General features: G+C 66.6%; 23 protein-coding genes and 2 tRNA genes. 7 read left to right on the top strand and 18 right to left on the bottom strand.

The features are described from left to right. The first annotated feature begins 170 nt into the window (after positions 1-170). Positions 171-371, top strand: a complete 201-nt coding sequence (locus tag IE266_RS27305) for a hypothetical protein (protein WP_373310591.1) — start codon at positions 171-173, stop codon at positions 369-371. A 149-nt stretch (positions 372-520) separates the two neighbouring features. Here the strand turns inward: IE266_RS27305 and IE266_RS19450 are convergent. From IE266_RS19450 to IE266_RS19435, 4 genes are all read right to left on the bottom strand, one after another. Beyond that, positions 521-595, bottom strand: a tRNA-Gln gene (locus IE266_RS19450). Between the two features lie 234 nt (positions 596-829). After that, a tRNA-His gene (locus IE266_RS19445) sits at positions 830-906 on the bottom strand. 43 nt (positions 907-949) lie between these two features. Beyond that, entirely contained in the window at positions 950-1,810 is an 861-nt protein-coding gene (locus IE266_RS19440; RefSeq protein WP_229864298.1) for a DMT family transporter, read from the bottom strand. After that, complete coding sequence (locus IE266_RS19435; RefSeq protein WP_189681784.1) at positions 1,807-2,289, bottom strand: GNAT family N-acetyltransferase; 483 nt, start codon at positions 2,287-2,289, stop codon at positions 1,807-1,809. The genes IE266_RS19440 and IE266_RS19435 overlap by 4 nt, the downstream gene beginning before the upstream one ends. Positions 2,290-2,367: 78 nt before the next feature. On the opposite strand from IE266_RS19435, the gene IE266_RS19430 reads away from it, so the two are divergent. Next, on the top strand, positions 2,368-2,556 hold the full coding sequence (locus tag IE266_RS19430) for a DUF6324 family protein (protein ID WP_189681783.1): 189 nt from the start codon (positions 2,368-2,370) through the stop codon (positions 2,554-2,556). Here the strand turns inward: IE266_RS19430 and IE266_RS19425 are convergent. Both IE266_RS19425 and IE266_RS19420 read right to left on the bottom strand, forming a co-directional pair. Then, entirely contained in the window at positions 2,546-2,983 is a 438-nt protein-coding gene (locus IE266_RS19425) for an MmcB family DNA repair protein (RefSeq protein WP_189681782.1), read from the bottom strand. The two genes, IE266_RS19430 and IE266_RS19425, sit on opposite strands and share 11 nt — an antisense overlap. Before the next feature lie 261 nt (positions 2,984-3,244). Continuing rightward, the gene (locus tag IE266_RS19420) at positions 3,245-3,568 is read right to left on the bottom strand and encodes a hypothetical protein (RefSeq protein WP_189681781.1); all 324 of its coding nucleotides are present in this window, start codon (positions 3,566-3,568) and stop codon (positions 3,245-3,247) included. 227 nt (positions 3,569-3,795) lie between these two features. On the opposite strand from IE266_RS19420, the gene IE266_RS19415 reads away from it, so the two are divergent. Then, complete coding sequence (locus IE266_RS19415; protein WP_189681780.1) at positions 3,796-4,332, top strand: sigma-70 family RNA polymerase sigma factor; 537 nt, start codon at positions 3,796-3,798, stop codon at positions 4,330-4,332. Further along, entirely contained in the window at positions 4,329-5,009 is a 681-nt protein-coding gene (locus tag IE266_RS19410; RefSeq protein ID WP_189681779.1) for an anti-sigma factor, read from the top strand. Before IE266_RS19415 ends, IE266_RS19410 begins: the two co-directional genes overlap by 4 nt. 63 nt (positions 5,010-5,072) lie before the next feature. Here the strand turns inward: IE266_RS19410 and nusB are convergent, their stop codons facing one another. The 5 genes from nusB to IE266_RS19385 form a co-directional block, all read right to left on the bottom strand. Continuing rightward, positions 5,073-5,555: a transcription antitermination factor NusB gene (gene nusB, locus IE266_RS19405; RefSeq protein ID WP_189681778.1), complete on the bottom strand. Its 483-nt coding sequence runs from the start codon at positions 5,553-5,555 to the stop codon at positions 5,073-5,075. Next, positions 5,552-6,088, bottom strand: a complete 537-nt coding sequence (locus tag IE266_RS19400) for a 6,7-dimethyl-8-ribityllumazine synthase (protein ID WP_189681777.1) — start codon at positions 6,086-6,088, stop codon at positions 5,552-5,554. The genes nusB and IE266_RS19400 overlap by 4 nt, the downstream gene beginning before the upstream one ends. A gap of 2 nt (positions 6,089-6,090) precedes the next feature. Then, complete coding sequence (ribB, locus tag IE266_RS19395; RefSeq protein ID WP_189681776.1) at positions 6,091-7,212, bottom strand: 3,4-dihydroxy-2-butanone-4-phosphate synthase; 1,122 nt, start codon at positions 7,210-7,212, stop codon at positions 6,091-6,093. A 135-nt stretch (positions 7,213-7,347) separates the two neighbouring features. Then, on the bottom strand, positions 7,348-7,920 hold the full coding sequence (locus IE266_RS19390; RefSeq protein ID WP_189681775.1) for a hypothetical protein: 573 nt from the start codon (positions 7,918-7,920) through the stop codon (positions 7,348-7,350). Continuing rightward, entirely contained in the window at positions 7,920-8,507 is a 588-nt protein-coding gene (locus IE266_RS19385) for a riboflavin synthase (RefSeq protein ID WP_189681774.1), read from the bottom strand. The genes IE266_RS19390 and IE266_RS19385 overlap by 1 nt, the downstream gene beginning before the upstream one ends. Before the next feature lie 171 nt (positions 8,508-8,678). Between IE266_RS19385 and IE266_RS19380 the strand changes: the two genes are divergently transcribed. The 3 genes from IE266_RS19380 to IE266_RS19370 all read left to right on the top strand — a co-directional run bounded on the left by IE266_RS19380 (position 8,679) and on the right by IE266_RS19370 (position 13,210). Continuing rightward, positions 8,679-9,962 carry a capsule polysaccharide biogenesis protein gene (locus IE266_RS19380; RefSeq protein WP_189681773.1) on the top strand — a complete coding sequence of 428 codons (1,284 nt, stop codon included), beginning with the start codon at positions 8,679-8,681 and terminating at the stop codon, positions 9,960-9,962. A 154-nt stretch (positions 9,963-10,116) separates the two neighbouring features. After that, entirely contained in the window at positions 10,117-11,193 is a 1,077-nt protein-coding gene (locus tag IE266_RS19375; protein ID WP_189681790.1) for a polysaccharide biosynthesis/export family protein, read from the top strand. Positions 11,194-11,197: 4 nt separating this feature from the next. After that, complete coding sequence (locus IE266_RS19370) at positions 11,198-13,210, top strand: capsule polysaccharide biogenesis protein (protein WP_189681772.1); 2,013 nt, start codon at positions 11,198-11,200, stop codon at positions 13,208-13,210. Position 13,211: 1 nt separating this feature from the next. On the opposite strand, the gene ribD is transcribed toward IE266_RS19370, so the two are convergent. The 7 genes from ribD to rpoD form a co-directional block, all read right to left on the bottom strand. Next, entirely contained in the window at positions 13,212-14,309 is a 1,098-nt protein-coding gene (gene ribD, locus IE266_RS19365; protein WP_268249763.1) for a bifunctional diaminohydroxyphosphoribosylaminopyrimidine deaminase/5-amino-6-(5-phosphoribosylamino)uracil reductase RibD, read from the bottom strand. Further along, positions 14,306-14,773 (bottom strand): transcriptional regulator NrdR, encoded by a 468-nt coding sequence (gene nrdR / locus IE266_RS19360; RefSeq protein ID WP_189681771.1) that lies wholly within the window; start codon positions 14,771-14,773, stop codon positions 14,306-14,308. The genes ribD and nrdR overlap by 4 nt, the downstream gene beginning before the upstream one ends. Before the next feature lie 154 nt (positions 14,774-14,927). Beyond that, positions 14,928-15,344, bottom strand: coding sequence for a secondary thiamine-phosphate synthase enzyme YjbQ (locus tag IE266_RS19355; RefSeq protein ID WP_189681788.1), 417 nt, complete (start codon positions 15,342-15,344; stop codon positions 14,928-14,930). Positions 15,345-15,349: 5 nt separating this feature from the next. Further along, positions 15,350-15,763, bottom strand: a complete 414-nt coding sequence (locus IE266_RS19350; RefSeq protein WP_229864296.1) for a hypothetical protein — start codon at positions 15,761-15,763, stop codon at positions 15,350-15,352. A gap of 238 nt (positions 15,764-16,001) precedes the next feature. Next, positions 16,002-16,580, bottom strand: a complete 579-nt coding sequence (locus IE266_RS19345) for a hypothetical protein (RefSeq protein ID WP_189681769.1) — start codon at positions 16,578-16,580, stop codon at positions 16,002-16,004. A 192-nt stretch (positions 16,581-16,772) separates the two neighbouring features. Beyond that, positions 16,773-17,240 (bottom strand): REP-associated tyrosine transposase, encoded by a 468-nt coding sequence (locus IE266_RS19340; protein WP_189681768.1) that lies wholly within the window; start codon positions 17,238-17,240, stop codon positions 16,773-16,775. A 247-nt stretch (positions 17,241-17,487) separates the two neighbouring features. Continuing rightward, positions 17,488-19,473: an RNA polymerase sigma factor RpoD gene (gene rpoD, locus IE266_RS19335; protein ID WP_189681767.1), complete on the bottom strand. Its 1,986-nt coding sequence runs from the start codon at positions 19,471-19,473 to the stop codon at positions 17,488-17,490. Positions 19,474-19,484: the final 11 nt, after the last annotated feature.

Below are 19,484 nucleotides of genomic sequence, written 5' to 3'. Positions count from 1 at the left end.
TGGCCTCCTTGCCTCAAAATTAGCGAAGAAGGCGTCCACGATACACGGGGCTATTCAACTGTTAGGGCGGTGGAACGCGAACAATCCGCAGACGAAGATCGCCTGACGGAGTCCTGGTGTACAGCTTAGGTGGGGAAGGCCACAGCGCCTAACAGTCAAAATCTAATAGACTGTTATCTCACGCTGGTTTCTCCTTTGAAGGTTGCCTAGCCGATAAGGTAGGTGACCCATTCGTCCGCGTCAAGGTACGCCACCGCTGCCATAACCGTCGCTGCGTGAACCCCCGGCACCTGGAGGTTGGCGATAGGGCCGATAATCTGCGGGACGAGTGGGAGCGACAGGCCAATGGGGTCGACTTTGCTCTGCTCTAGGTTCGTCGACGAGGCTGTGGCCATGCTCTCAAGCTAGGTCAACAGTACGAACCCGTCTCACCCGTCGCTCGGCGGGTGGGGCACTATACCGGGGCACTTTCCGGCCAACGGGTGCTGCGGGTGGCTTGCAGGCTTGGACCGATTTGAAGTGGCTGGGAAGGTAGGATTCGAACCTACAACCTGCGGTACCAAAAACCGTTGCGCTACCGTTGCGCCACTTCCCAACTGGGGGGCTAAATATTCTGACCTGCGGACATGCGCAAGACCAGAAATTGCAGAAACCTGCGGGAAATTTTGGTGCGCTGAACCAAGGTCCGTTCTCCGAGGCGCCGCGCGGCATGTGAATGACAGGCAGCCGGCCGGCGCAGGCCGAATCCCCGTCACACGACCGAAAAGCAGCGCAAATCGCTGGCCCGCCTACTGGCCAAAGCTCCGAAAACGTCAGTTCCTTTGATGGATGGTACCGCCTCCCCGGCTTGAACGGGGGACCTCTGGATCCACAATCCAGCGCTCTAACCAACTGAGCTAAGGCGGCACGTGAGGGGCATTTAGCCAAGCGCTCCCCTGATTGCAAGGGCCTATCGGCGCGCCAGCACGGCAAGACTCACGCCTAGCAGGACCAGCGCCAGACCAGCCGCGAATCCCGCTGTCAGCGGCTCGTCCAGCACGGCGTGACCCACCAGCACGGCCGTCACCGGCGATAGCCCCATGAGAATCGTCGCTTCCGATGCCGGCGCATGCTTGAGCGCCGAGAGCCAGAGCAGATAGCCCGCCCCGCTCGACAATCCGATGAACAGCACAAGGCCCCAGCCGAACAGCGGCAGGCCCGGCAGCACCGACAGCGGCGCCTCGGACAGCGCGAGGGGAAATAGCGCCACCACCGCCGCCAGCATCGCCAGCGTTCCGACCTGCAGCGTCGGGTAGCGTTGCAGGTAGGGACGGTAATAGATCGCGCAGACCGCCCCCGACAGCGCCGCCGCCAGCACCATCGCCGCGCCAGCAAGGCTGGTCGGAAGCGTGCCCGCGCCAAGGCAGACGGCGATTCCCGCAACCGAGATCACCGCCCCCGCGAGCCGCGCGAGGCTCAGCCGCTCGGTTCCCAGCAAGGCACCCAGCAGGATCGTCAGCAGCGGAAAGGTCGCAAACAGAACTGCCCCCTGTGCCGCCGTGACATGCTGCAACCCGGCGTTCAGCAGCGCGATCAGCACGCCGAACTGCACCACCCCCAGCGCCAGCACCGGCAGCCGGTCGGCCTTCGCAAGTGGCCTCGGCGCAAGCCGCAGCAGGAACGGCATCAGCACCGCCACGCCCACCGCATAGCGCAGCAATCCCAGGGTAAACGGTGCCACCTGCCCCGCCAGCGCCCGTGTCGCCACTATGGCCAGTCCGACCTGCACCCCGGTCAGCGCCGCCGCGGTCAGGCCGAAGGCGCGACTCACAGCGTGATGGTCCAGTGCTGCTCGACCAGGTCCATGCCGAAGGAATGCACAGGCGTGCTGCTCACCAGCTGCCAACCCGTCGCGGCATAGAGCGCGCAGGCCGCCCGGTGGCTTTCATGGGTCCAGAGCGTCATGTCGGCATAGCCCTTGGCGCGCGCGAAATCCATGCACGTGGCCAGCAGCCGCTTGCCCAGCCCCTGCCCCCGCGCCTGCGGCGTCAGCAGGAACATCCGCAGCTTGGCCGTCGTATCGCTGGCCGCAACGCAGAAGATGCAGCCCAGCCGGGCGCCGTCACGTTCGGCGATCCAGCCCATCTCGCGCGCGGAATCGTGGCTGGCGTTGAAATCGGCGAGGATCCCCGCCACCAGCGGGCCGAAACTGTCGTCGAACCCCTCGTCCCGGGCATAGTTGACGCCATGCTCGTGCACCACCCAATCGGTGTCATCAGGGCGGAAGGGGCGTAGCACAATCTCGGACATGGTGCATCAAAGCCCGAAGGCCGCTTGATTCTCAAGCGGCTGCGGTCTAGCAGGGGCCGTTCGTAACGGAGCGCAGCGATGGGTATCAACACGGAACGGGACGTCGAGGCCAATCTCCAGATCGGGCCGACCGACAAGGGCATGGTCCGCCTCTTCATCGAGGCCCAGGGCCTCGAGGTGCCGATGGACTTCGATCCGGAAGAAGCCGAGGAAATCGCCGAGGAAATCCGCGCCGCGGCAGCAGCCGCGCGGTCGCTCAAGCGATAAAGCCGGGGTCCCGCAGCGCGTGCAGCCGCCGCGCCGCATGAACGGCGAATTTCTGCACCAATACCTTGCGCCGCGCCGGGGCGAGCTTGGTCTCCTCCGGCATCCGCAGTATCTCGGCGTCATAGGCATCGCCCACGATCAGCCCGGTGCCCTCCGGCAGCAGGTCGGTCGGGAACTCGGTATCAACCGCCCAGAAATAGCGGTCGCACCAATCCAGGTAGCCATGCCACTTCGCGTCCGAGCGGAAATCGGCCCGGCTCGACTTGCATTCAACAACCCAGATCTCGCTCCTGGGCCCCAACCCTATCACGTCGACGCGCAGGCCCCGGTCGGGCACGAATTCCTCGACCGCGGCAAAGCCGTGGCTGAACAGCAGCCGACTCACACCGCGGGCGAGCAGCTGACCGGGCCTTGGCTGTGTCTGCATCGGTATGTTCATGCGCCGACCATGAACAATTCGTGAACATTTTTCAAGTCCAGGATTCGGGTGCCCCATCGCGCGGCCGCATCCTCGCCGATTCCACCCCTTGCCGGCAGGCCCCACCGCGCCTATCTAGGGCTTGGCGGGTTCTGCCCTTCGCGTGCAAGGTTGCATTCCGGTGGCCTTAAACACATCCGAGGGAGCTGGCTCTGACCGGATCCTGGTCCGGTTACCTGGCGCCCACCTGTACACACAGGTCCTCGGGAATCAGTACCCCACGGTTGTTTGGTGGTCCCGCCGCTTCTCTGCCCCTACCTTGACCGGAACCGGCTCCAGCCGCAGGCGCTTGCCGCCGCGCGGGGTCTCGTCGCGTTCCGCCATCGACATCACCGCCCAGGCGAATTGCACGCCTGCGAAGACGATCCCGTTCATCACCCACAGCATGAGAATCGCCACGACGGCCATGTCCGATGCGAAGACAAGGCGCGACAGCCCGGCCACGTCGAACCACAGCAGCAGGGCGACGAAGGCTGCCGAGACGGCAAAGCCGATGGCGCATTGGCGGATGTAGAGCCCGATCAGTCTGGGCATGTTCAATCTCCCGAAGTCTGGCGCGCGTTTTCACCTAACAAGATAGGCGCTTTTGTCCCGGATGAAAGCGCGACAAAGCTTCTCACCCGTGTCCCACATGGCAAGCCAGACACAGCGGTGGCGCAAATGTCGCAGGAATGGATTTGAACCGCGGCCCCGTTGCGTTAACATTACCGGAAACAGGCGGAAAACACCGCGATTTCAACGAATAACCGCCGGAAGCATTCGTGTCCGACAACCTAGAACGTCTCATCGGAAATGTCGCGCTGGGTGATCGCAAAGCATTTTCCGCACTCTACGACGCGACCTGCACGAAACTTTTCGGGGTCGCCCTGCGTATCCTGAATGACCGTGCCAGCGCCGAGGACGCGCTGCAGGAAACCTACATGAAGGTCTGGCGTCATGCCGACCGCTACGCTGCAAATGGCCTGAGCCCGATGACCTGGCTGATCACTATCGCCCGCAACACTGCCATCGACCGCCTCCGCCGGGTCCAGTCCGCCGAGGACGTCGACGCCATGGCCGAACGCCTCTCCGACAAGGGTCCGAGCCCGGAACAGGCCGTCGTCGCGCGCTCCGAGGCCGGCCGCATCGCCCGCTGCCTCGATGAACTCGACCCCAAGCACGCCGCCGCCGTACGCTGGGCCTATCTCGACGGGCTGAGCTACGCCGACCTCGCCCGCAAGCTCGACACGCCGCTGAACACCATCCGCACCTGGCTGCGCCGTGCGCTGCTCTCGCTGCAGGAGTGCATGTCCAGATGAGCGCCGAGACCCACGACCAATACAATGCCGGCGAATACGTCCTGCGCCTGCTCGACCCGGCCGAGGAGGCCGCCTTCGAGCGCGCAATGCGCGCCGATCCCTCGCTTCAGTCCGAGGTGGCCACCTGGCTGCGCGGCCTGGAACACCTGAACATCTCCTTCTCCGAGGAATCGGTGCGACGCTCGGTCAAGACGCAGCTCATGGAGCGTCTGTTCCAGGAACGCAGTGTCCGCGCGGCGTTCTGGAGCCGGCTTTGGGTCTGGCGCGGCATCACCCTCACCGCGCTGATCCTCGCCGCCGTAATCGGCTACCGCTCGTTCCCCGGCCCAGCCACGCCTCCCGGCAGCGCCGTCTTCATCTCCGAGATCGTCGCCGAGGACGAAAGCCTGCGCCTGCTCGCCGCCTACGACCCCTCGGTCGGCGGCTTGCGGATCACCCGCACCGCGGGCAGCGCTCCGCCGGGCCGGGTGCTGGAACTCTGGGCCATTGTCGGCGATGCGGCACCCGTCTCGCTAGGGCTGTTGCCATCATCGGCCAAGACCACCCTGCCCCTGCCCGAAGCCTTCCGCCGCGCCACCGGCCTGATCCTCGCGGTCAGCGAAGAGCCACCCGGCGGCTCGCCCACGGGCGCGCCGACAGGCGCTGTACTGGCCATTGGCGAGGCAGTTGATCTCTGACCAGACAACGCGCGGTCCAGCACACCCGAGAGGAGGCCTCTCCATGCTTGGTCGCTGAAAGCTTCAGAAGGCCTCGGGCCGGGCCTCTCGCGCCATGTGGTCAAGCACCGCATTCACGAAGCGTACCTCGTTTCCGTCCGGAAAGAAGGCGCGGGCCACGTCGACGAACTCGTTGATCACAACCTTCGGCGGCGTTTCCTTCTGCACCAGTTCGGCCCCGGCTGCACGGAACAGCCCGCGCAGCGTCGGGTCGATGCGCGCGATCGGCCATTTCGCCACCAGCGCGCGGTCGGTCATCTGGTCGATCCGCCCCTGGTAGTTCACAGCATTCTCGACAAGGCTGCGGAACAGGTCCACGTCGCCTTCCATCATTTCGACCCCGTCATAGGTCGCGCCGAACCGGAAATCGAGGAATTCGGTCACCACCTGCCGCGTGGACTGGCCCGACTGCTCCATCTGGAACAGTGCCTGCACGGCATAAAGCCGCGCGGCCGATTTCATCTTGCGCTTCTGGTTGCCCGAGGGGGCGTCGCTGGGCGTGTTCATGCGGTCTGTCCGTCGGCGATGCGGTAATCTTCCGAGGGGCGGAAGCCCACCCCCCTGCTCTTGCCGCCCCACTTGCGGGTCAGCGCGATCAGGTGCAGCGCCGCCGCCGCCGCGCCGCCGCCCTTGTTCTGGCCGGTATGATCGGCCCGCACCATCGCCTGTTCGCGGTTCTCGACGGTCAGGATGCCATTGCCGATGCACAGCCCCTGCAGCCCCATCAGCTGCAGCGCGCGGCTCGAGTCGTTGCAGACCGTGTCGTAATGCGTGGTCTCGCCCCGGATCACGCAGCCCAGCGCGACATAGCCGTCGAAGTTCGACAGCCGGTCCGAAATCGCGATAGCGGTCGGCACTTCCAGCGCGCCCGGCACCTCGACCAGTTCCCAGGTGCCGCCGACGGCCTCGATCTCGGCCTTGGCACCGGCGACCAGGTTGTCGGCGATGTCCTTGTAATAGGGTGCGACAACGATCAGCAGCTTGACCGGCGCCTCGAACGAGGGGCGGGACAGGACGTAATGGGTTTCGTTCGCGGCCATTCTCATTCCTCCGTGAGGATCGGGTGCGTCCCGACGATCGACAGGCCATAGGCTTCGAGGCCAAGATAGCGTACGCGCGGGGAATCGGTCATCAGGATCAGTTCCTTCAGCCCCAGCGAGGACAGGATCTGCGCACCAAGGCCGGTCTGCTTGATGGTCCGCGGACCGTCATCCTCGCTGGCGTAAAGCGAATTGCGCGGCTGCCGGAACAGGCAGACAACGCCGCGCCCCTTTTCGGCAATAATCTCCATCGCCCGCGGCAACTGGCGCGCCGATTTCGGGCCCAGGCCCAGCACGTCCGAGGCTTCGTGCAGCGCATGGGTGCGCGTCAGCACAGGCTCGGGCGTGGTGATGTCGCCCTTGATCAGCACGACGTGCTCGATCCCGTGGGTCTGGTCGGTGAAGAGCCGCATCTCCCAGGTGCCGCCGAACTCGGATTCGACGGTGCTGCGCGAGGTCTCGTCCACCAGGTTGTCGTTGCGGCTGCGATAGGCGATCAGGTCCGAGATCGTGCCGATCTTTAACCCATGCTTGCGCGCGAACTCGACCAGTTCGGGAAGGCGTGACATGGTGCCGTCGTCGTTCATGATCTCGCAGATCACGCCCGAGGGATTCAGCCCCGCCAGCCGCGAGATATCCACCGCTGCCTCGGTATGCCCCGCGCGCACCAGCACCCCGCCCCGGCGGGCCCGCAGCGGGAAGATGTGTCCCGGCGTCGCCAGGCTCGCCATGGTGTTCTGTTCGTTGATCGCGGTCTTGACCGTCAGCGCCCGGTCTGCCGCCGAGATCCCCGTGCTCACCCCTTCGCGCGCCTCGATCGAGACGGTAAAGGCCGTCTCGTGGCGCGAGGAGTTGTTGACCGCCATCATCGGCAGGCCCAGCCGCTCGATCCGCTCCGCGGTCATCGGCAGGCAGATCAGCCCGCGCCCATGCGTCGCCATGAAGTTGATCGCCGCCGCATCCGCGAATTCGGCCGCGATGCAGAGATCGCCCTCGTTCTCGCGATCCTCGTGGTCGACCAGGATATACATCCGGCCCTTGCGCGCCTCGGCGATGATCTCCTCGATCGGGCTGATCGCATCACGCAATCCGGCTTCGACCGGTCCGGGGGTTTCAAAGCTCATGGGGCAGCCTATTCATGTGGTGGGTCTGGGTTGCGCAGATAGACCAGCCGGGCGGCAAAGGCCAGAGCCCAGGACGCAGGGAAACACACGTACAGGCGCACGCAAGCCCGCTCGGAGCCTGCCCCGTGTCGGCGTTCAGCCGGCCTGATGCTGGAAATAGCGGGCCGATGGCAGATAGCCCGCCGCCCGCGCGGCCGCGACCCAATCCGCTTCCAGCGGCGCGTCGCCGATGATCACCACCTGGCTCCCCGGCAGCGATTGCGCCCGTATGAAGCCTTCCAGCCGGTCGCGCATCTGGCTCCAGCTGTCGGTGAACCGCGGCGCGGCCGCCGTGGCGTCGAGCACCGGGTTCATCAGCGCCACCGCCTCGGGGCGGTTGGGCAGATGCACCAGCGACAGCTTCTTGGCCGATTTCACCGCCGCCAGCGTCCGCGCCTCCGCCTCGGGCATCCGCGCGCCGTTGCCGATGATGCGCAGCGCGTTCGACGAGAACAGCAGCCCGACGATATCGCTGCCCGAATACTGCCGGATGCTGGCATAGGTCTTGTAGTCCATCCCCAGCTCGGCCGCCCGCTGCACCCGCATCTTGACCACCATCAGCGGCAGCGCCTTGGGCATCAGCGCCTCCTGCGCCTTGCGCCACTGGAAGGTGCGCATGGCATGGCCCGGCTCCATCGACGGCCCGTTGTTATGTCCGATCCCCGCCATCACGCCGTCTCCGCCAGCCGCGCGACATAGCGCGCGAGCGTATCGATCTCGATGTTGATCCGGTCGCCCACCTTGATCCCGCCCCAGGTCGTCACGTCCTGCGTATGCGGGATCAGGTTGACCCCGAAGGTATCGCCCTCGACCTCGTTCACCGTCAGCGAGGTACCGTTCAGCGCCACCGAACCCTTCGGCGCCACGAAACGTGCCAGCTGCGCCGGAACCCGGAAGGTCAGCCGCGTGCTGTCACCCTCGCGCGCCATCGCCACCACCTCGGCCACACCATCGACATGGCCCGAAACGATATGCCCGCCCAGTTCGTCGCCGACCCGCAGCGCGCGCTCCAGGTTCACCTGCCGCCCAGGCGCCCAATCGCCCAAGTTGGTCTTCGACAGCGTCTCGGCGCTGATCTGCACCTCGTACCAGTCGTCGCCCAGCGCGGTCACGGTCAGGCAGACACCATCCGAAGCAATCGACGCGCCGATGTCGATCCGCGACGTGTCATAGCCGGTCGCGATCCGCGCAGTCGTGTCCCCCGCCTGCTGAAGCTGCGTGACGGTGCCAATATCGGTGATGATGCCGGTAAACATGTGGTCCTTCCGTGCCTGTTGCCTTCGAGGTAGCCGCGACAGGCGCGCGCGACAAGTCCCCGTTCATTCCTCACCCCGCATATTGCGCCGAAATCGCAGGAAGGCCATAAATTTGCCCGAACGCCCCGCAAGGATACCCGGACCTTGACAGCCGAACCCCAGGACCAAGCCATGCGTCCCGAGCAAAGGGTCTTCCTGTTCCTGCAAGGCCCGCACGGGCCGTTCTTCGGCGCGCTCGGGCGGATGCTGCGCGCAGCCGGCTGCCACGTCTGGCGCGTGGGCTTCAACGCCGGTGACGCCGCTTTCTGGCGCGACCCCGTCAGCTACATCCCCTATCGCGGCAGTGCCGGCGACTGGCCCGCCACCTTCGCCGAGATCGCCGCCGAGAAAGGCATCACCGACATCGTCCTCTACGGCGACACCCGTCCGGTTCACGCCGCCGCCATCGAACGCGCGCGCGCCCTCGGCCTGCGGGTCCATGTCTTCGAGGAAGGCTACATGCGCCCCTATTGGGTGACCTACGAGCGCGGCGGCTCGAACGGCCATTCGCGCCTGATGGAGATGACCGTGACCGAGATGCAGGAGGCGCTGGCCCTCTCCGATCTCGAAGCCCCGCTGCCGCCCGCGCATTGGGGAGACATGCGCCAGCACGTCTTCTACGGCGCGCTCTACCACTGGTTCGTGATGTTCGCCAATCGCGGCTACGCCAACTTCCGCGCCCACCGCGCCCTGCCCGTCACCCGCGAATTCCAGCTCTACCTCAGGCGCCTGCTGCTGATGCCCCTGCACGCGCTCGACCGCCGCATCGCCACCTGGCGTATCCGCTCCGGCGGCTTCCCCTATCACCTGGCGCTGCTGCAACTGGAACACGACAGTTCGGTCCAGACCCATTCGCCCTTCTCCTCGATGACCGAATTCCTGGCCGAGATCATCGAAGGATTTGCCGCCGCCGCCCCGCCGCATCATCACCTCGTCATCAAGGCCCATCCGCTGGAATCTGGCCAGGTGCCGCTGCGCCGCGAAACCGCCCGCCTGGCCGCCGCCAACGGCATCGCCGGGCGCGTCCACTACGTGCGCGGAGGCAAGCTCGCCGAATTGCTGAACGAGGCACGCAGCGCCGTCACGGTGAACTCCACCGCCGGGCAACAGGTGCTCTGGCGCGGCATCCCGCTCAAGGTCTTCGGCCGCGCGGTCTATGACAAACCCGAGTTCGTCTCGGAACAGCCGCTGCGCGAATTCTTCGCCGCCGCCGCCAGGCCCGACGCCCGCGCCTACAAGGACTACCGCCGCTTCCTGCTCGAAACCAGCCAGGTGCCCGGCGGCTTCTATTCCTCCAAGGGTCGCCGACAGCTGCTGAGGCTGGTCGTCGACATGATTCTCTCGCCCGACGATCCCTATGACGCGCTAAAATCGGGTACCGCGGCCCCCCGGCAACAGTTGCGTCTGGTTCAATAGCGCGCCCGGAACCGGCCACTGGTTTTTTGTTCTGGAATCCTATACGGATAAACAAAAAAACCGAGGCGGAACAATAACAGGTCGAGGAGACCGGGCAGTGAATCCCCAACGAAACCGATGGGCGAAGCCCATCGCGGCATTGGCGCTTGTGGGCATGGTGGCTGCCTGCGGCCTGCCGCAACTGGGTCCGAACAAACGGCAGATCTTCGCCGGATCCGTGCAAAAACAAGGGGATGCCTTCGTTGTCTCCGTCAATGACCGCGTGACGCGCGCCACCGCCGTCGCGCCCGCTTTCGGCTTTTCCTCCAGCTTCTCCTCCGCCGGCCTCGTCACCTCGGACATCATCCGCCCCGGCGACGTGCTGGGCCTGACCATCTGGGAAAACGTCGACGACGGCCTGCTCGCCAATACCGGCGTCAACGCCACCCCGATCCAGGAAGTCCAGGTCGACAGCGCCGGGTTCATCTTCGTGCCCTATGCCGGCAGCGTCCGCGCCTCGGGCAACACGCCGAACGAGCTGCGCGAACTCATCACCTCGCGCCTCAGGGACCAGACCCCCGACCCGCAGGTCGAGGTGCGCCGCGTCGCCGGCGACGGCTCCACCGTCTCGCTCTCGGGCAAGATCGGCGGCCAGGGCGTCTACCCGATCGAGCGGCCGACCCGCACCCTCTCGGCGATGCTCGCCAAGGCCGGCGGCATCACCATCGAGGCCAGCATCGCGCAGATCACCGTGATCCGCGGCGACCAGCGCGGCAAGATCTGGTTCCAGGATCTCTACGACAACCCGCGCCTCGACATCGCGCTGCGTCCCGGCGACCGCATCCTCGTCGAGGAGGACAGCCGTTCCTTCACCGCGCTTGGCGCCACCAGCCAGCAGGCCCGCGTGCCCTTCAAGTCGCAGAACCTATCCGCGCTCGAGGCGCTGGCCCAGGTCGGCGGCCTTGTCGCCACCAGCTCCGACCCGACCGGCGTCTTCGTCTTCCGCAACGAACCCGCCGAGATCGCCAACCCCGTGCTCGGCCGCAAAGACCTGCAAGGCGCCCAGCGCATGGTCTACGTGCTGAACCTCAAGGAACCCAACGGCCTGTTCCACGCGCGCGACTTCGTCATCCGCGACGGCGACACCATCTATGTCACCGAAGCACCCTACGCGCAGTGGACGAAGACCATCTCGCTGATCGCCGGATCGCTGACCCCGGTGGCCAGCGTCCAGACACTGACCGGCGGCTAAGGCCGTGCCTCACCAGGCGCAGGGCGCGAGGGCCGGGGACGCGGGTTCCCGGCTCTTCGTCTTCAATGGCGGCTTCCTCACCCAGCGGCGCGTCCGCCGTATCCTTGCGCTTGCCGGTCACCGCGTCTCGCTCGGCCTGCCCGGCCCCGAGGACGCCGTCGCCGTCTGGGGCGACAGCCCCACCGCCCATCGCGGGCTCTCGGTCGCGGCCAAGAGGCATGTCCCCGTCCTGCGGGTCGAAGACGCCTTCCTGCGCTCGCTCTTCCCCGGCCGCGCCGGCGAACCCCCGCTTGGCCTGACGCTCGACTGGTCCGGACTGCACTTCGACCCGACCACGCCCTCCGACCTCGAACAGATGCTGGCGACCGCGCCGCTTGACGACAGCGCGCTGATGACCCGCGCGCGCGACGCCATCGCCCGCATGATAGAGAGCCACCTCAGCAAATACAGCGGCTTCGACCCCGCCGCCCCGGTGCCCCGCCCCGGCTATGTGCTGGTGATCGACCAGACCCGCGACGACGCCTCGGTCCGCGCCAGCCGCGCCGACGACGCCCGCTTCCGCGAGATGCTGGTCTTCGCGCAGGAAGAACATCCCGGCGCGCGGGTGCTCATCAAGACCCACCCCGAAACCGCCGCCGGCCACCGCCCCGGCTATTACTCCGCCGACGACACCTCGGCCCGCGTCAGCCTGCTCACCGACCCGGTCAGCCCCTGGACGCTGCTCGAAGGCGCGGTCGGCGTCTATACCGTCTCCTCGCAGCTCGGCTTCGAGGCCATCCTCGCCGGCCACCGCCCCCGCGTCTTCGGCCAGCCCTTCTACGCCGGCTGGGGCCTGACCGAGGACGACGCCCCCGTCCCCCGCCGCGAACGCAAACTGACCCGCGCCCAGCTCTTCGCCGCCGCGATGATCCTCTACCCGCGCTGGTACGACCCCTTCCGCGACCGCCTTTGCGAGCTGGAATGCACCCTCGACACGCTCGAGTCCCGCACCCACGCCTGGCGCCAGGACCGAAACGGCTGGGCCGCCAGCAGCATGCGCCTATGGAAACGCAAGCCGCTCCAGGGCTTCTTCGGCCGCGAGCGCCGGATGCTCTTCACCGAAGACGCCGAGAAGGCCCGCGCCAGCAAACGCCCCTGCATGGTCTGGGCCAGCAAGGCAGGCCCCAGGCACGCCGGATGGACCCGCATCGAAGACGGCTTCCTCCGCTCACGCGGCCTCGGCGCCGAATTGGTGCCGCCGCTGTCCCTCGTCACCGACGATCTGGGGATCTACTACGACCCGACCACCCCCAGCCGCCTGGAACAGCTGATCGAAAAGCGCGCCGAGCTGACCCAGGGCCAGCGCCGCCGGGCCGAGCGGCTGATCCAGCTGGTGACCCGCAAGGGCCTCAGCAAATACAACCTCGGCGGCGACCTGCCGCCCCTGCCCGCAGGCCACAAGGTGCTGGTGCCCGGCCAGGTCGAGGACGACGCCTCGGTCCTCACCGGCGCCTGCGGCGCGCGCACCAACCTCGACCTGCTGAAAGCCGCCCGCCAGGGCCGGCCCGACGCGATCATCGTCTACAAGCCGCACCCCGATGTCGAAGCCGGACTGCGCGCGGGCGCCATCGACGCCACCGGCCTGGCCGACGTGCTGGCCACCGGCGCCGACCCCGCCGCCCTGCTCGACACCGTGCACGAGGTCTGGACCATGACCTCGCTGATCGGCTTCGAGGCACTGCTGCGCGGCCTGCCCGTCACCGTGCTGGGCGCGCCTTTCTACGCCGGCTGGGGCCTCACGCGCGATCTCGCGCCCCAGCCCGAACGCCGTCGCGCGCGCCCCTCGTTGGAAGGGTTGGTCCACGCCGCCTTGATCGACTACCCGCGCTACCGCGATCCGGTGACCGGCTTGCCCTGCCCGGCTGAGGTGGTCGCGGAACACCTCGCATCGGGCCATGTCGCGCATCCGGGGCTGGCAAACCGGGCGCTGTCGCGCCTGCAGGGCATGTTCGCCACCTACGCCCACATCTGGCGTTAGGTCAGACCGCGCGCCGCCAGCGGTGCATGACGTCGCCGCCCACGCTCCGCGCTTCCACCAATTCGAACCTCGGCGCATCGGCCAGCCGCTCCAGCCCGAGCGCACCGATCGCCGGCAGCCCTTCGGCCCCGATCGCAACACCGGCAGTGAAGCCCACCAGTTCGTCCACCAGGTCCTCGGCCAGCAGCGAGGCCGCCAGCGCCCCGCCACCTTCGCAGAACACGCGCGTCAGCCCGGCCTTGCCAAGTTGCGCCAGCACGTCCTTCGGGTCCACCTGCCCCGCCTCGACCCGGCAGGACAGCAGGGTCGCGCCGGTCTCGCGCCAGGCCTTCATCCGGTCACTGTCGGCGTCCGCGCCATGACACAGCCAGAGCGGCACCGCCTTGGCCGTGCGAGCCAGTTGCCCGATCAGCGGCAGGTCGAGCCGCCGGGAGACCACAACCCGCACCGGCTGGTGCTCCACGCCCAGGCCACGCACCGTCAGCGAGGGATCGTCGCTGCGCGCCGTGCCGCCGCCCACCATCACCGCGTCATGCCGCGCCCGCTGGCCATGCACCAGCCACCGCGCCTCCGGCCCGGTAATCCACTGGCTTTCCTTGGTCGCCGTGGCGATCCGCCCGTCGAAACTCGACGCGAGTTTCAGCGTCACCAGCGGACGCCCCTGCTCGGTCTTCAGGAAGAACCCTTCGTGATCCGCCGCCGCCTCGGCCGCCAGCACGCCGGTATCGACCTCGATACCCGCCGCCTCGAGCATGGCAAAGCCCTGCCCCGAGACCCGCGGATCGCTATCCGCCAGCGGCGCAACCACCCGCGCAACGCCCGCCTCGATCAGCGCCTCGGCGCAGGGCGGCGTCTGGCCGTGATGGGCGCAGGGTTCCAGCGTGACATAGGCCGTCGCCCCCCGCGCCGCCGCCCCGGCCTGCGCCAGCGCCATGGTCTCGGCATGGGGCCGCCCGCCCGGCTGGGTCCAGCCGCGCCCGACGATCCGCCCGTCCTTCACGATGACACAGCCCACAGCGGGGTTCGGCCAGCAATTGCCCTGACCGCGCCGGCCCAGCGACAGGGCCAGCGCCATGAACCGTTCGTCTGCGCTGCTCACTCTTCCGTCTGCGTGTGTGGACGCAACTCGCTCACGAAGTCTTCGAAATCATCCGCGGCCTGGAAGTTCTTGTAAACGCTGGCAAAACGGACATAAGCGACGGTATCGATCCGGGCCAGGCTCTCCATCACGATCTCGCCGATCTTGTGGCTCGGGATATCGGTCTCGCCCATGCTCTCCAAGCGCCGCACGATGCCGGAAATCATCTGGTCGATGCGCTCCGGTTCGATCGGGCGCTTCTGCATCGAGATGCGGATCGAGCGTTCCAGCTTGTCGCGGTCGAAATCCTCGCGCTTGCCCGAGCTCTTGATCACCACGAGGTCGCGGAGCTGCACCCGCTCGTAGGTGGTGAAACGTCCGCCGCAGGCCGGGCAAAACCGCCGCCGCCGGATGGCAACATGATCTTCCGCCGGCCGGCTGTCTTTCACTTGGGTGTCGATATTGCCGCAAAACGGACAGCGCATGCCGGTTCCTCGTGTTGACTGCCTGTAGGGGTCTGCGCCCCATGGATCACATCCACTATAGGGGGCATGACTTTTTTTGTGTAGTGAATTTGTACGGCCACCATATCCTGTGGCCAAACCGCCATTTTCGCGGCCTTTCCAGCGGCTTGCCGGCTCAGGCGAAATGCGCCGCGACCTGCCTCCGATGCGGCGCGCGGCGGTGTTCTACCAGGTAGATGCCCTGCCAGTTTCCCAGCATCATGCGCCCCTGCCGGACCGGGATCGAAAGCGACACCGGCAGCAGGGCGGCCTTGATATGGGCCGGCATGTCGTCCGGCCCCTCGTCGGTGTGGCGCAGCCAGGACATCGAGGAGTGATCCGCCGGCGGAACCAGCCGGTCGAGATATCCGAGCAGGTCGGTCTGAACGTCGGGGTCGGCGTTCTCCTGGATCAGCAGCGAGCAGGAGGTGTGGCGCACGAAGAGGGTCAGGAGACCATCCCCGGCGCCCGTCTCATTCAGCCAGCCGACCACCTCGCGGGTGAAGGCATAACAGCCTTCGCCCCGCGTGGGGAAGAAGAAGTCGGTCTGCAGTAAACTCACGGCCAGATGAAGAAGTCGTTGTCCCTGTTGTAGCAGTATTGCTTCGCCATCGCCGCGTTGATGCTGTCGCCGGGCTCTTTCACGTCCAGCGTCAGACGCTGGCGCAGGTCGGCGCCGGGGGGCGGGGTCAGCGAGAACTGCACGGCCTTGCGGCCGGGGCGGTTCACGCTCGGGCCGATGCCGCGCCAGACGTAGATCCTCTGGGTCGCCGGCACGCCGAGCTGGCTGGAGAAGTATTCCCCTGCCCCGCACCAGTAATCGGCGGGGCCCGAGCCGACACGGGCGACCACTTCGTAGACCCCGTTCGAGACCGGCAGGACCTCGTGCCAGTTGGTGGCGCGCCAGGCGCCGGCCCAGGCGGGGGCAAGGGCCAGGGCGGCGGCGAGGGTGAGGGTTGAGAGCTGTTTCATGACCATGGGACCTTTCATCCGGGTTGGCCCGTCCTTGCGGTGGATCTTGGCCCAAATCGGGCCGAGTTCAATATGAAGCCGTTCACAAAAGGCAGCGGCAAAAGCGCCCGGATCGGGGTCCTGGAAAATGTCCCAGCTAGGACGGGGGGTCAAATTATTGATATTATTTAATAAAGTCCAGGAGTGTTTCCGGGACGGTGTTTTCGGGTGTGGATCAGCTGCGCCGTGAAGGCACATCCTACGGCCTTTCTGCCCGGCGCGAGACGCCCGAATAGAACACGCCCCAGGCGCTGCCGCTGCCGTGCAGGGTGACGACCTGCCCCCGTTGCAGCCCCTCGCGCAGAGAGTCCGGCACGCCGCAGACATTGTCGAAGAGGAAGGAGGCGGCCTCGACCGATATCGCGTGGCGGCAATGCCCCCGCCGCGAGACATGGTCGCGCGGGTTGTCGACGCGGAAAGGAAGCGCGACCGCCTCGCCCCGGATCGCGGCATGGAGCATCGGCACCGTGACCACCAGCGCCATATAGGCGGAAAAGACCGTGATCATCACGCCGAAGGCCAGCGCCAGCAGCATCCCCAGGCCCACCCGTGCGCGTTGCCCCGACGGGGAGAGGCCCAGCATCATCGGCACGAAGGCCAGAGCCCCCAGCACGCCCCCCGCCCCCAGCGCGACGTTTCCATAAGCGACGGGGGGCGCATCCGCCGCGGGCATGAAGCAGACCCCGACCCAGCGCAGGATCACCGGGGCCATGGCCGCCGCCCAGATCAGCAGCGTAAGGGCCGCCAGCAGGGCCATGAGGCGGCGCCCGACGGTCATCGGGTCACGGGTCCGGGCGGGCGGGTGGCCAAGGCAAGCTGGCGCAAGGCATCTGGACCTTTCAGCGGGACAGGTCGTTGCTAAGCCGGAGTGTGCCGGAACGCGTGACAAAATCAATATGCAGCCGCCGTAGGGTGCGCCTTCACGGCGCACCAGATGCGGGCACGCCAAGGTGCGCAATGAATGCGCACCCTACGGTGGATTATCCCGGTGCCAGGAGGACCAGGGCCATTCGCCGGGCGATCCGGCAAGGCCATGTTTCACCGGATTGGCCCAGCAATAGGCCATGGCGGCGGCGCGGTCGTCGGGGGTTCGCAGGTGGTGTTCCCAGAACCTCCGTTGCCATAGCCCGTGCTCGCGCCGCCGGACATGGCTGGGCCGTCGCGGTTCATGCGGCATGGCGCGGGAGAACCGCGCCTTGATGACGCTCCAGCGGGTGGAATAATCGGCATCGCATTCGGGCAGGGACCAGACGCAATGGAGGTGGTCGGGCAGCACAACCCAGGCGTCGATGACAAACGGGCGTTCACGCCGGGTTTGGCGCACCGCCTCGCGCAGGGTATCGACATGGGACACCAGCGCATCCGACCGGCGGTCGGCCAGGCAGAGGGTGAAGAACACCGTGGCGCCGGGCACCCTGGGGCGGATGTAGCGGGACATGGCCCGCAGGGTGGCAGAGACCGGTTAACGGAGCGTTAAGTGGGGCGTGGGGCATGGTGCGCAATGAATGCGCACCCTACGGGGTCAATCCGTGCGGACCGGCGTGGGGCATGGTGCGCAATGAATGCGCACCCTACGGGGTCAATCCGTGCAGGCCGGGGTGGGGAATGGTGCGCAGTGAATGCGCACCCTACGGCCTCACGCCGAATGCCCCGTAGGGTGCGCATTCATTGCGCACCCCAACCCGTCACTGGTCGAGGAACGACCGCAGCTTCCGCGACCGGCTCGGGTGCTTGAGCTTGCGCAGCGCCTTGGCCTCGATCTGGCGGATGCGTTCGCGGGTCACCGAGAACTGCTGGCCGACCTCTTCCAGCGTGTGGTCGGTGTTCATGCCGATCCCGAAGCGCATCCGCAGCACGCGTTCCTCGCGGGGCGTCAGCGAGGCGAGCACGCGGGTCGTGGTTTCCTTCAGGTTCTCCTGAATGGCGGAATCCAGCGGCAGCACCGCGTTCTTGTCCTCGATGAAATCGCCAAGCTGCGAATCCTCCTCGTCGCCAATCGGCGTTTCGAGCGAGATCGGCTCCTTGGCGATCTTCATCACCTTGCGGACCTTCTCGAGCGGCATCTGCAGCTTTTCGGCCAATTCCTCGGGCGTCGGCTCGCGGCCGATCTCGTGCAGCATCTGGCGGCCGGTGCGGACCAGCTTGTTGATCGTCTCGATCATGTGCACCGGGATGCGGATGGTGCGCGCCTGGTCGGCGATCGAGCGGGTGATCGCCTGGCGGATCCACCAGGTGGCATAGGTCGAGAACTTGTAGCCGCGGCGATACTCGAACTTGTCCACCGCCTTCATCAGGCCGATGTTGCCTTCCTGAATGAGATCAAGGAATTGCAGGCCGCGGTTGGTGTATTTCTTGGCAATCGAGATCACCAGGCGCAGGTTCGCCTCGACCATTTCCTTCTTGGCCTGGCGGGCTTCCTTCTCGCCTTTCTGGACCTGCTGGACGATACGGCGGAATTCGTTGATGTCGAGGCCGACATACTGGCCGACCTGCGCCATGTCCGCGCGCAGTTCCTCGACCTTGCCCGAGGATTTCTCGATGAAGGCCTGCCAGCCGCGCCCGCCCTTGTCGGCCATGTCCGAAAGCCAGTTGGGGTCAAGCTCGCGGCCGCGGTATTCGTCGATGAACTCGCGCCGGTTGATGCGGGCCTGGTCGGCCAGCTTCACCATCGAGCTGTCGATCGACATCACCCGGCGGTTGATGCCGTAGAGCTGGTCGATCAGCGCCTCGATGCGGTTGTTGTGCAGGTGCAGGCCGTTCACCAGCACCACGATCTCGGAGCGCAGGCTCTGGTAGGTGGCCTCGTCCTCGGCGCTGAAGGAGCCGTCCTCGTTCAGCGTGGCCGAGATCCGGCTGTCCTGCATTTCCGACAGCAGGGCATAGTCATGGGCGATGCGCTCGAGCGTGTTGAGCACCTGGTCCTTGAGGGCGGCCTCCATGGCGGCGAGCGACATGTTCGCCTGCTCGTCGTCCTCGTCGTCGTCCTCCTTCATGATCGGATTGCCGTCGGCGTCGAGCTCGGGGTCGTTCGAGCTCTCGGCGCGCGACGACTCGCCGCTCTCGGAGGCGACCAGCGGCTCGTCGACCTCGCCGTCCTCGTCCAGCTGGTTGCCGAAGGTGGTTTCCAGGTCGATGACATCGCGCAGCAGAATGTCTTCGGAGAGAAGTTCGTCGCGCCAGATGGTGATGGCCTGGAAGGTCAGCGGGCTTTCGCAGAGGCCCGCGATCATGGTGTCGCGGCCGGCCTCGATGCGCTTGGCGATGGCGATCTCGCCCTCGCGCGAGAGCAGTTCGACCGAGCCCATCTCGCGCAGATACATGCGCACCGGGTCGTCGGTGCGGTCGAGCTTCTCGTTGCCGGTGGAGGCGAGCGAGACCTCGCGCGTGTCGGACTGGGCGACGACCTCGGTCGAGCCCTTCTGCTCTTCCTCCTCGGCTTCCTCGTCCTCGATGATGTTGATGCCCATCTCGGAGAGCATCGACATCACGTCCTCGATCTGCTCCGAGTTCACCTGGTCGGGCGGCAGGACCTGGTTCAGCTGGTCATAGGTGATGTAGCCGCGCTCGCGGGCTTCGGCGATCATCTTCTTGACCGCTGCCTGGCTCATGTCGAGCGAGACATCGTTGTCCTGATCCTCGGTCTTGACGTCGTCGGTGTCCTTGGCGGCCATTCAGAGCTCCT

The sequence above is a fragment of the Seohaeicola zhoushanensis genome, from assembly GCF_014656415.1.
In the GTDB taxonomy this organism is placed as follows: Bacteria; Pseudomonadota; Alphaproteobacteria; order Rhodobacterales; family Rhodobacteraceae; genus Seohaeicola_A; species Seohaeicola_A zhoushanensis.
Note: the sequence above shows the minus strand (reverse complement) of the source record. Positions and strands in the feature narration are given on the sequence as shown.

Excerpts from the sequence above, each read along its gene's own strand:
- IE266_RS19385 (WP_189681774.1), bottom strand. The coding sequence starts at position 8,507 with ATGTTTACCGGCATCATCACCGATATTGGCACCGTCACGCAGCTTCAG.
- nusB (WP_189681778.1), bottom strand. The coding sequence starts at position 5,555 with ATGAACACGCCCAGCGACGCCCCCTCGGGCAACCAGAAGCGCAAGATG.
- IE266_RS19390 (WP_189681775.1), bottom strand. The coding sequence starts at position 7,920 with ATGGCGGGGATCGGACATAACAACGGGCCGTCGATGGAGCCGGGCCAT.
- rpoD (WP_189681767.1), bottom strand. The coding sequence starts at position 19,473 with ATGGCCGCCAAGGACACCGACGACGTCAAGACCGAGGATCAGGACAAC.
- ribB (WP_189681776.1), bottom strand. The coding sequence starts at position 7,212 with ATGAGCTTTGAAACCCCCGGACCGGTCGAAGCCGGATTGCGTGATGCG.
- IE266_RS19380 (WP_189681773.1), top strand. The coding sequence starts at position 8,679 with ATGCGTCCCGAGCAAAGGGTCTTCCTGTTCCTGCAAGGCCCGCACGGG.
- IE266_RS19340 (WP_189681768.1), bottom strand. The coding sequence starts at position 17,240 with ATGTCCCGCTACATCCGCCCCAGGGTGCCCGGCGCCACGGTGTTCTTC.
- IE266_RS19400 (WP_189681777.1), bottom strand. The coding sequence starts at position 6,088 with ATGGCCGCGAACGAAACCCATTACGTCCTGTCCCGCCCCTCGTTCGAG.
- IE266_RS19375 (WP_189681790.1), top strand. The coding sequence starts at position 10,117 with ATGGTGGCTGCCTGCGGCCTGCCGCAACTGGGTCCGAACAAACGGCAG.
- IE266_RS19420 (WP_189681781.1), bottom strand. The coding sequence starts at position 3,568 with ATGCCCAGACTGATCGGGCTCTACATCCGCCAATGCGCCATCGGCTTT.
- IE266_RS19410 (WP_189681779.1), top strand. The coding sequence starts at position 4,329 with ATGAGCGCCGAGACCCACGACCAATACAATGCCGGCGAATACGTCCTG.
- IE266_RS19345 (WP_189681769.1), bottom strand. The coding sequence starts at position 16,580 with ATGACCGTCGGGCGCCGCCTCATGGCCCTGCTGGCGGCCCTTACGCTG.
- nrdR (WP_189681771.1), bottom strand. The coding sequence starts at position 14,773 with ATGCGCTGTCCGTTTTGCGGCAATATCGACACCCAAGTGAAAGACAGC.
- IE266_RS19435 (WP_189681784.1), bottom strand. The coding sequence starts at position 2,289 with ATGTCCGAGATTGTGCTACGCCCCTTCCGCCCTGATGACACCGATTGG.
- IE266_RS19425 (WP_189681782.1), bottom strand. The coding sequence starts at position 2,983 with ATGCAGACACAGCCAAGGCCCGGTCAGCTGCTCGCCCGCGGTGTGAGT.
- IE266_RS19350 (WP_229864296.1), bottom strand. The coding sequence starts at position 15,763 with ATGAAACAGCTCTCAACCCTCACCCTCGCCGCCGCCCTGGCCCTTGCC.
- IE266_RS19430 (WP_189681783.1), top strand. The coding sequence starts at position 2,368 with ATGGGTATCAACACGGAACGGGACGTCGAGGCCAATCTCCAGATCGGG.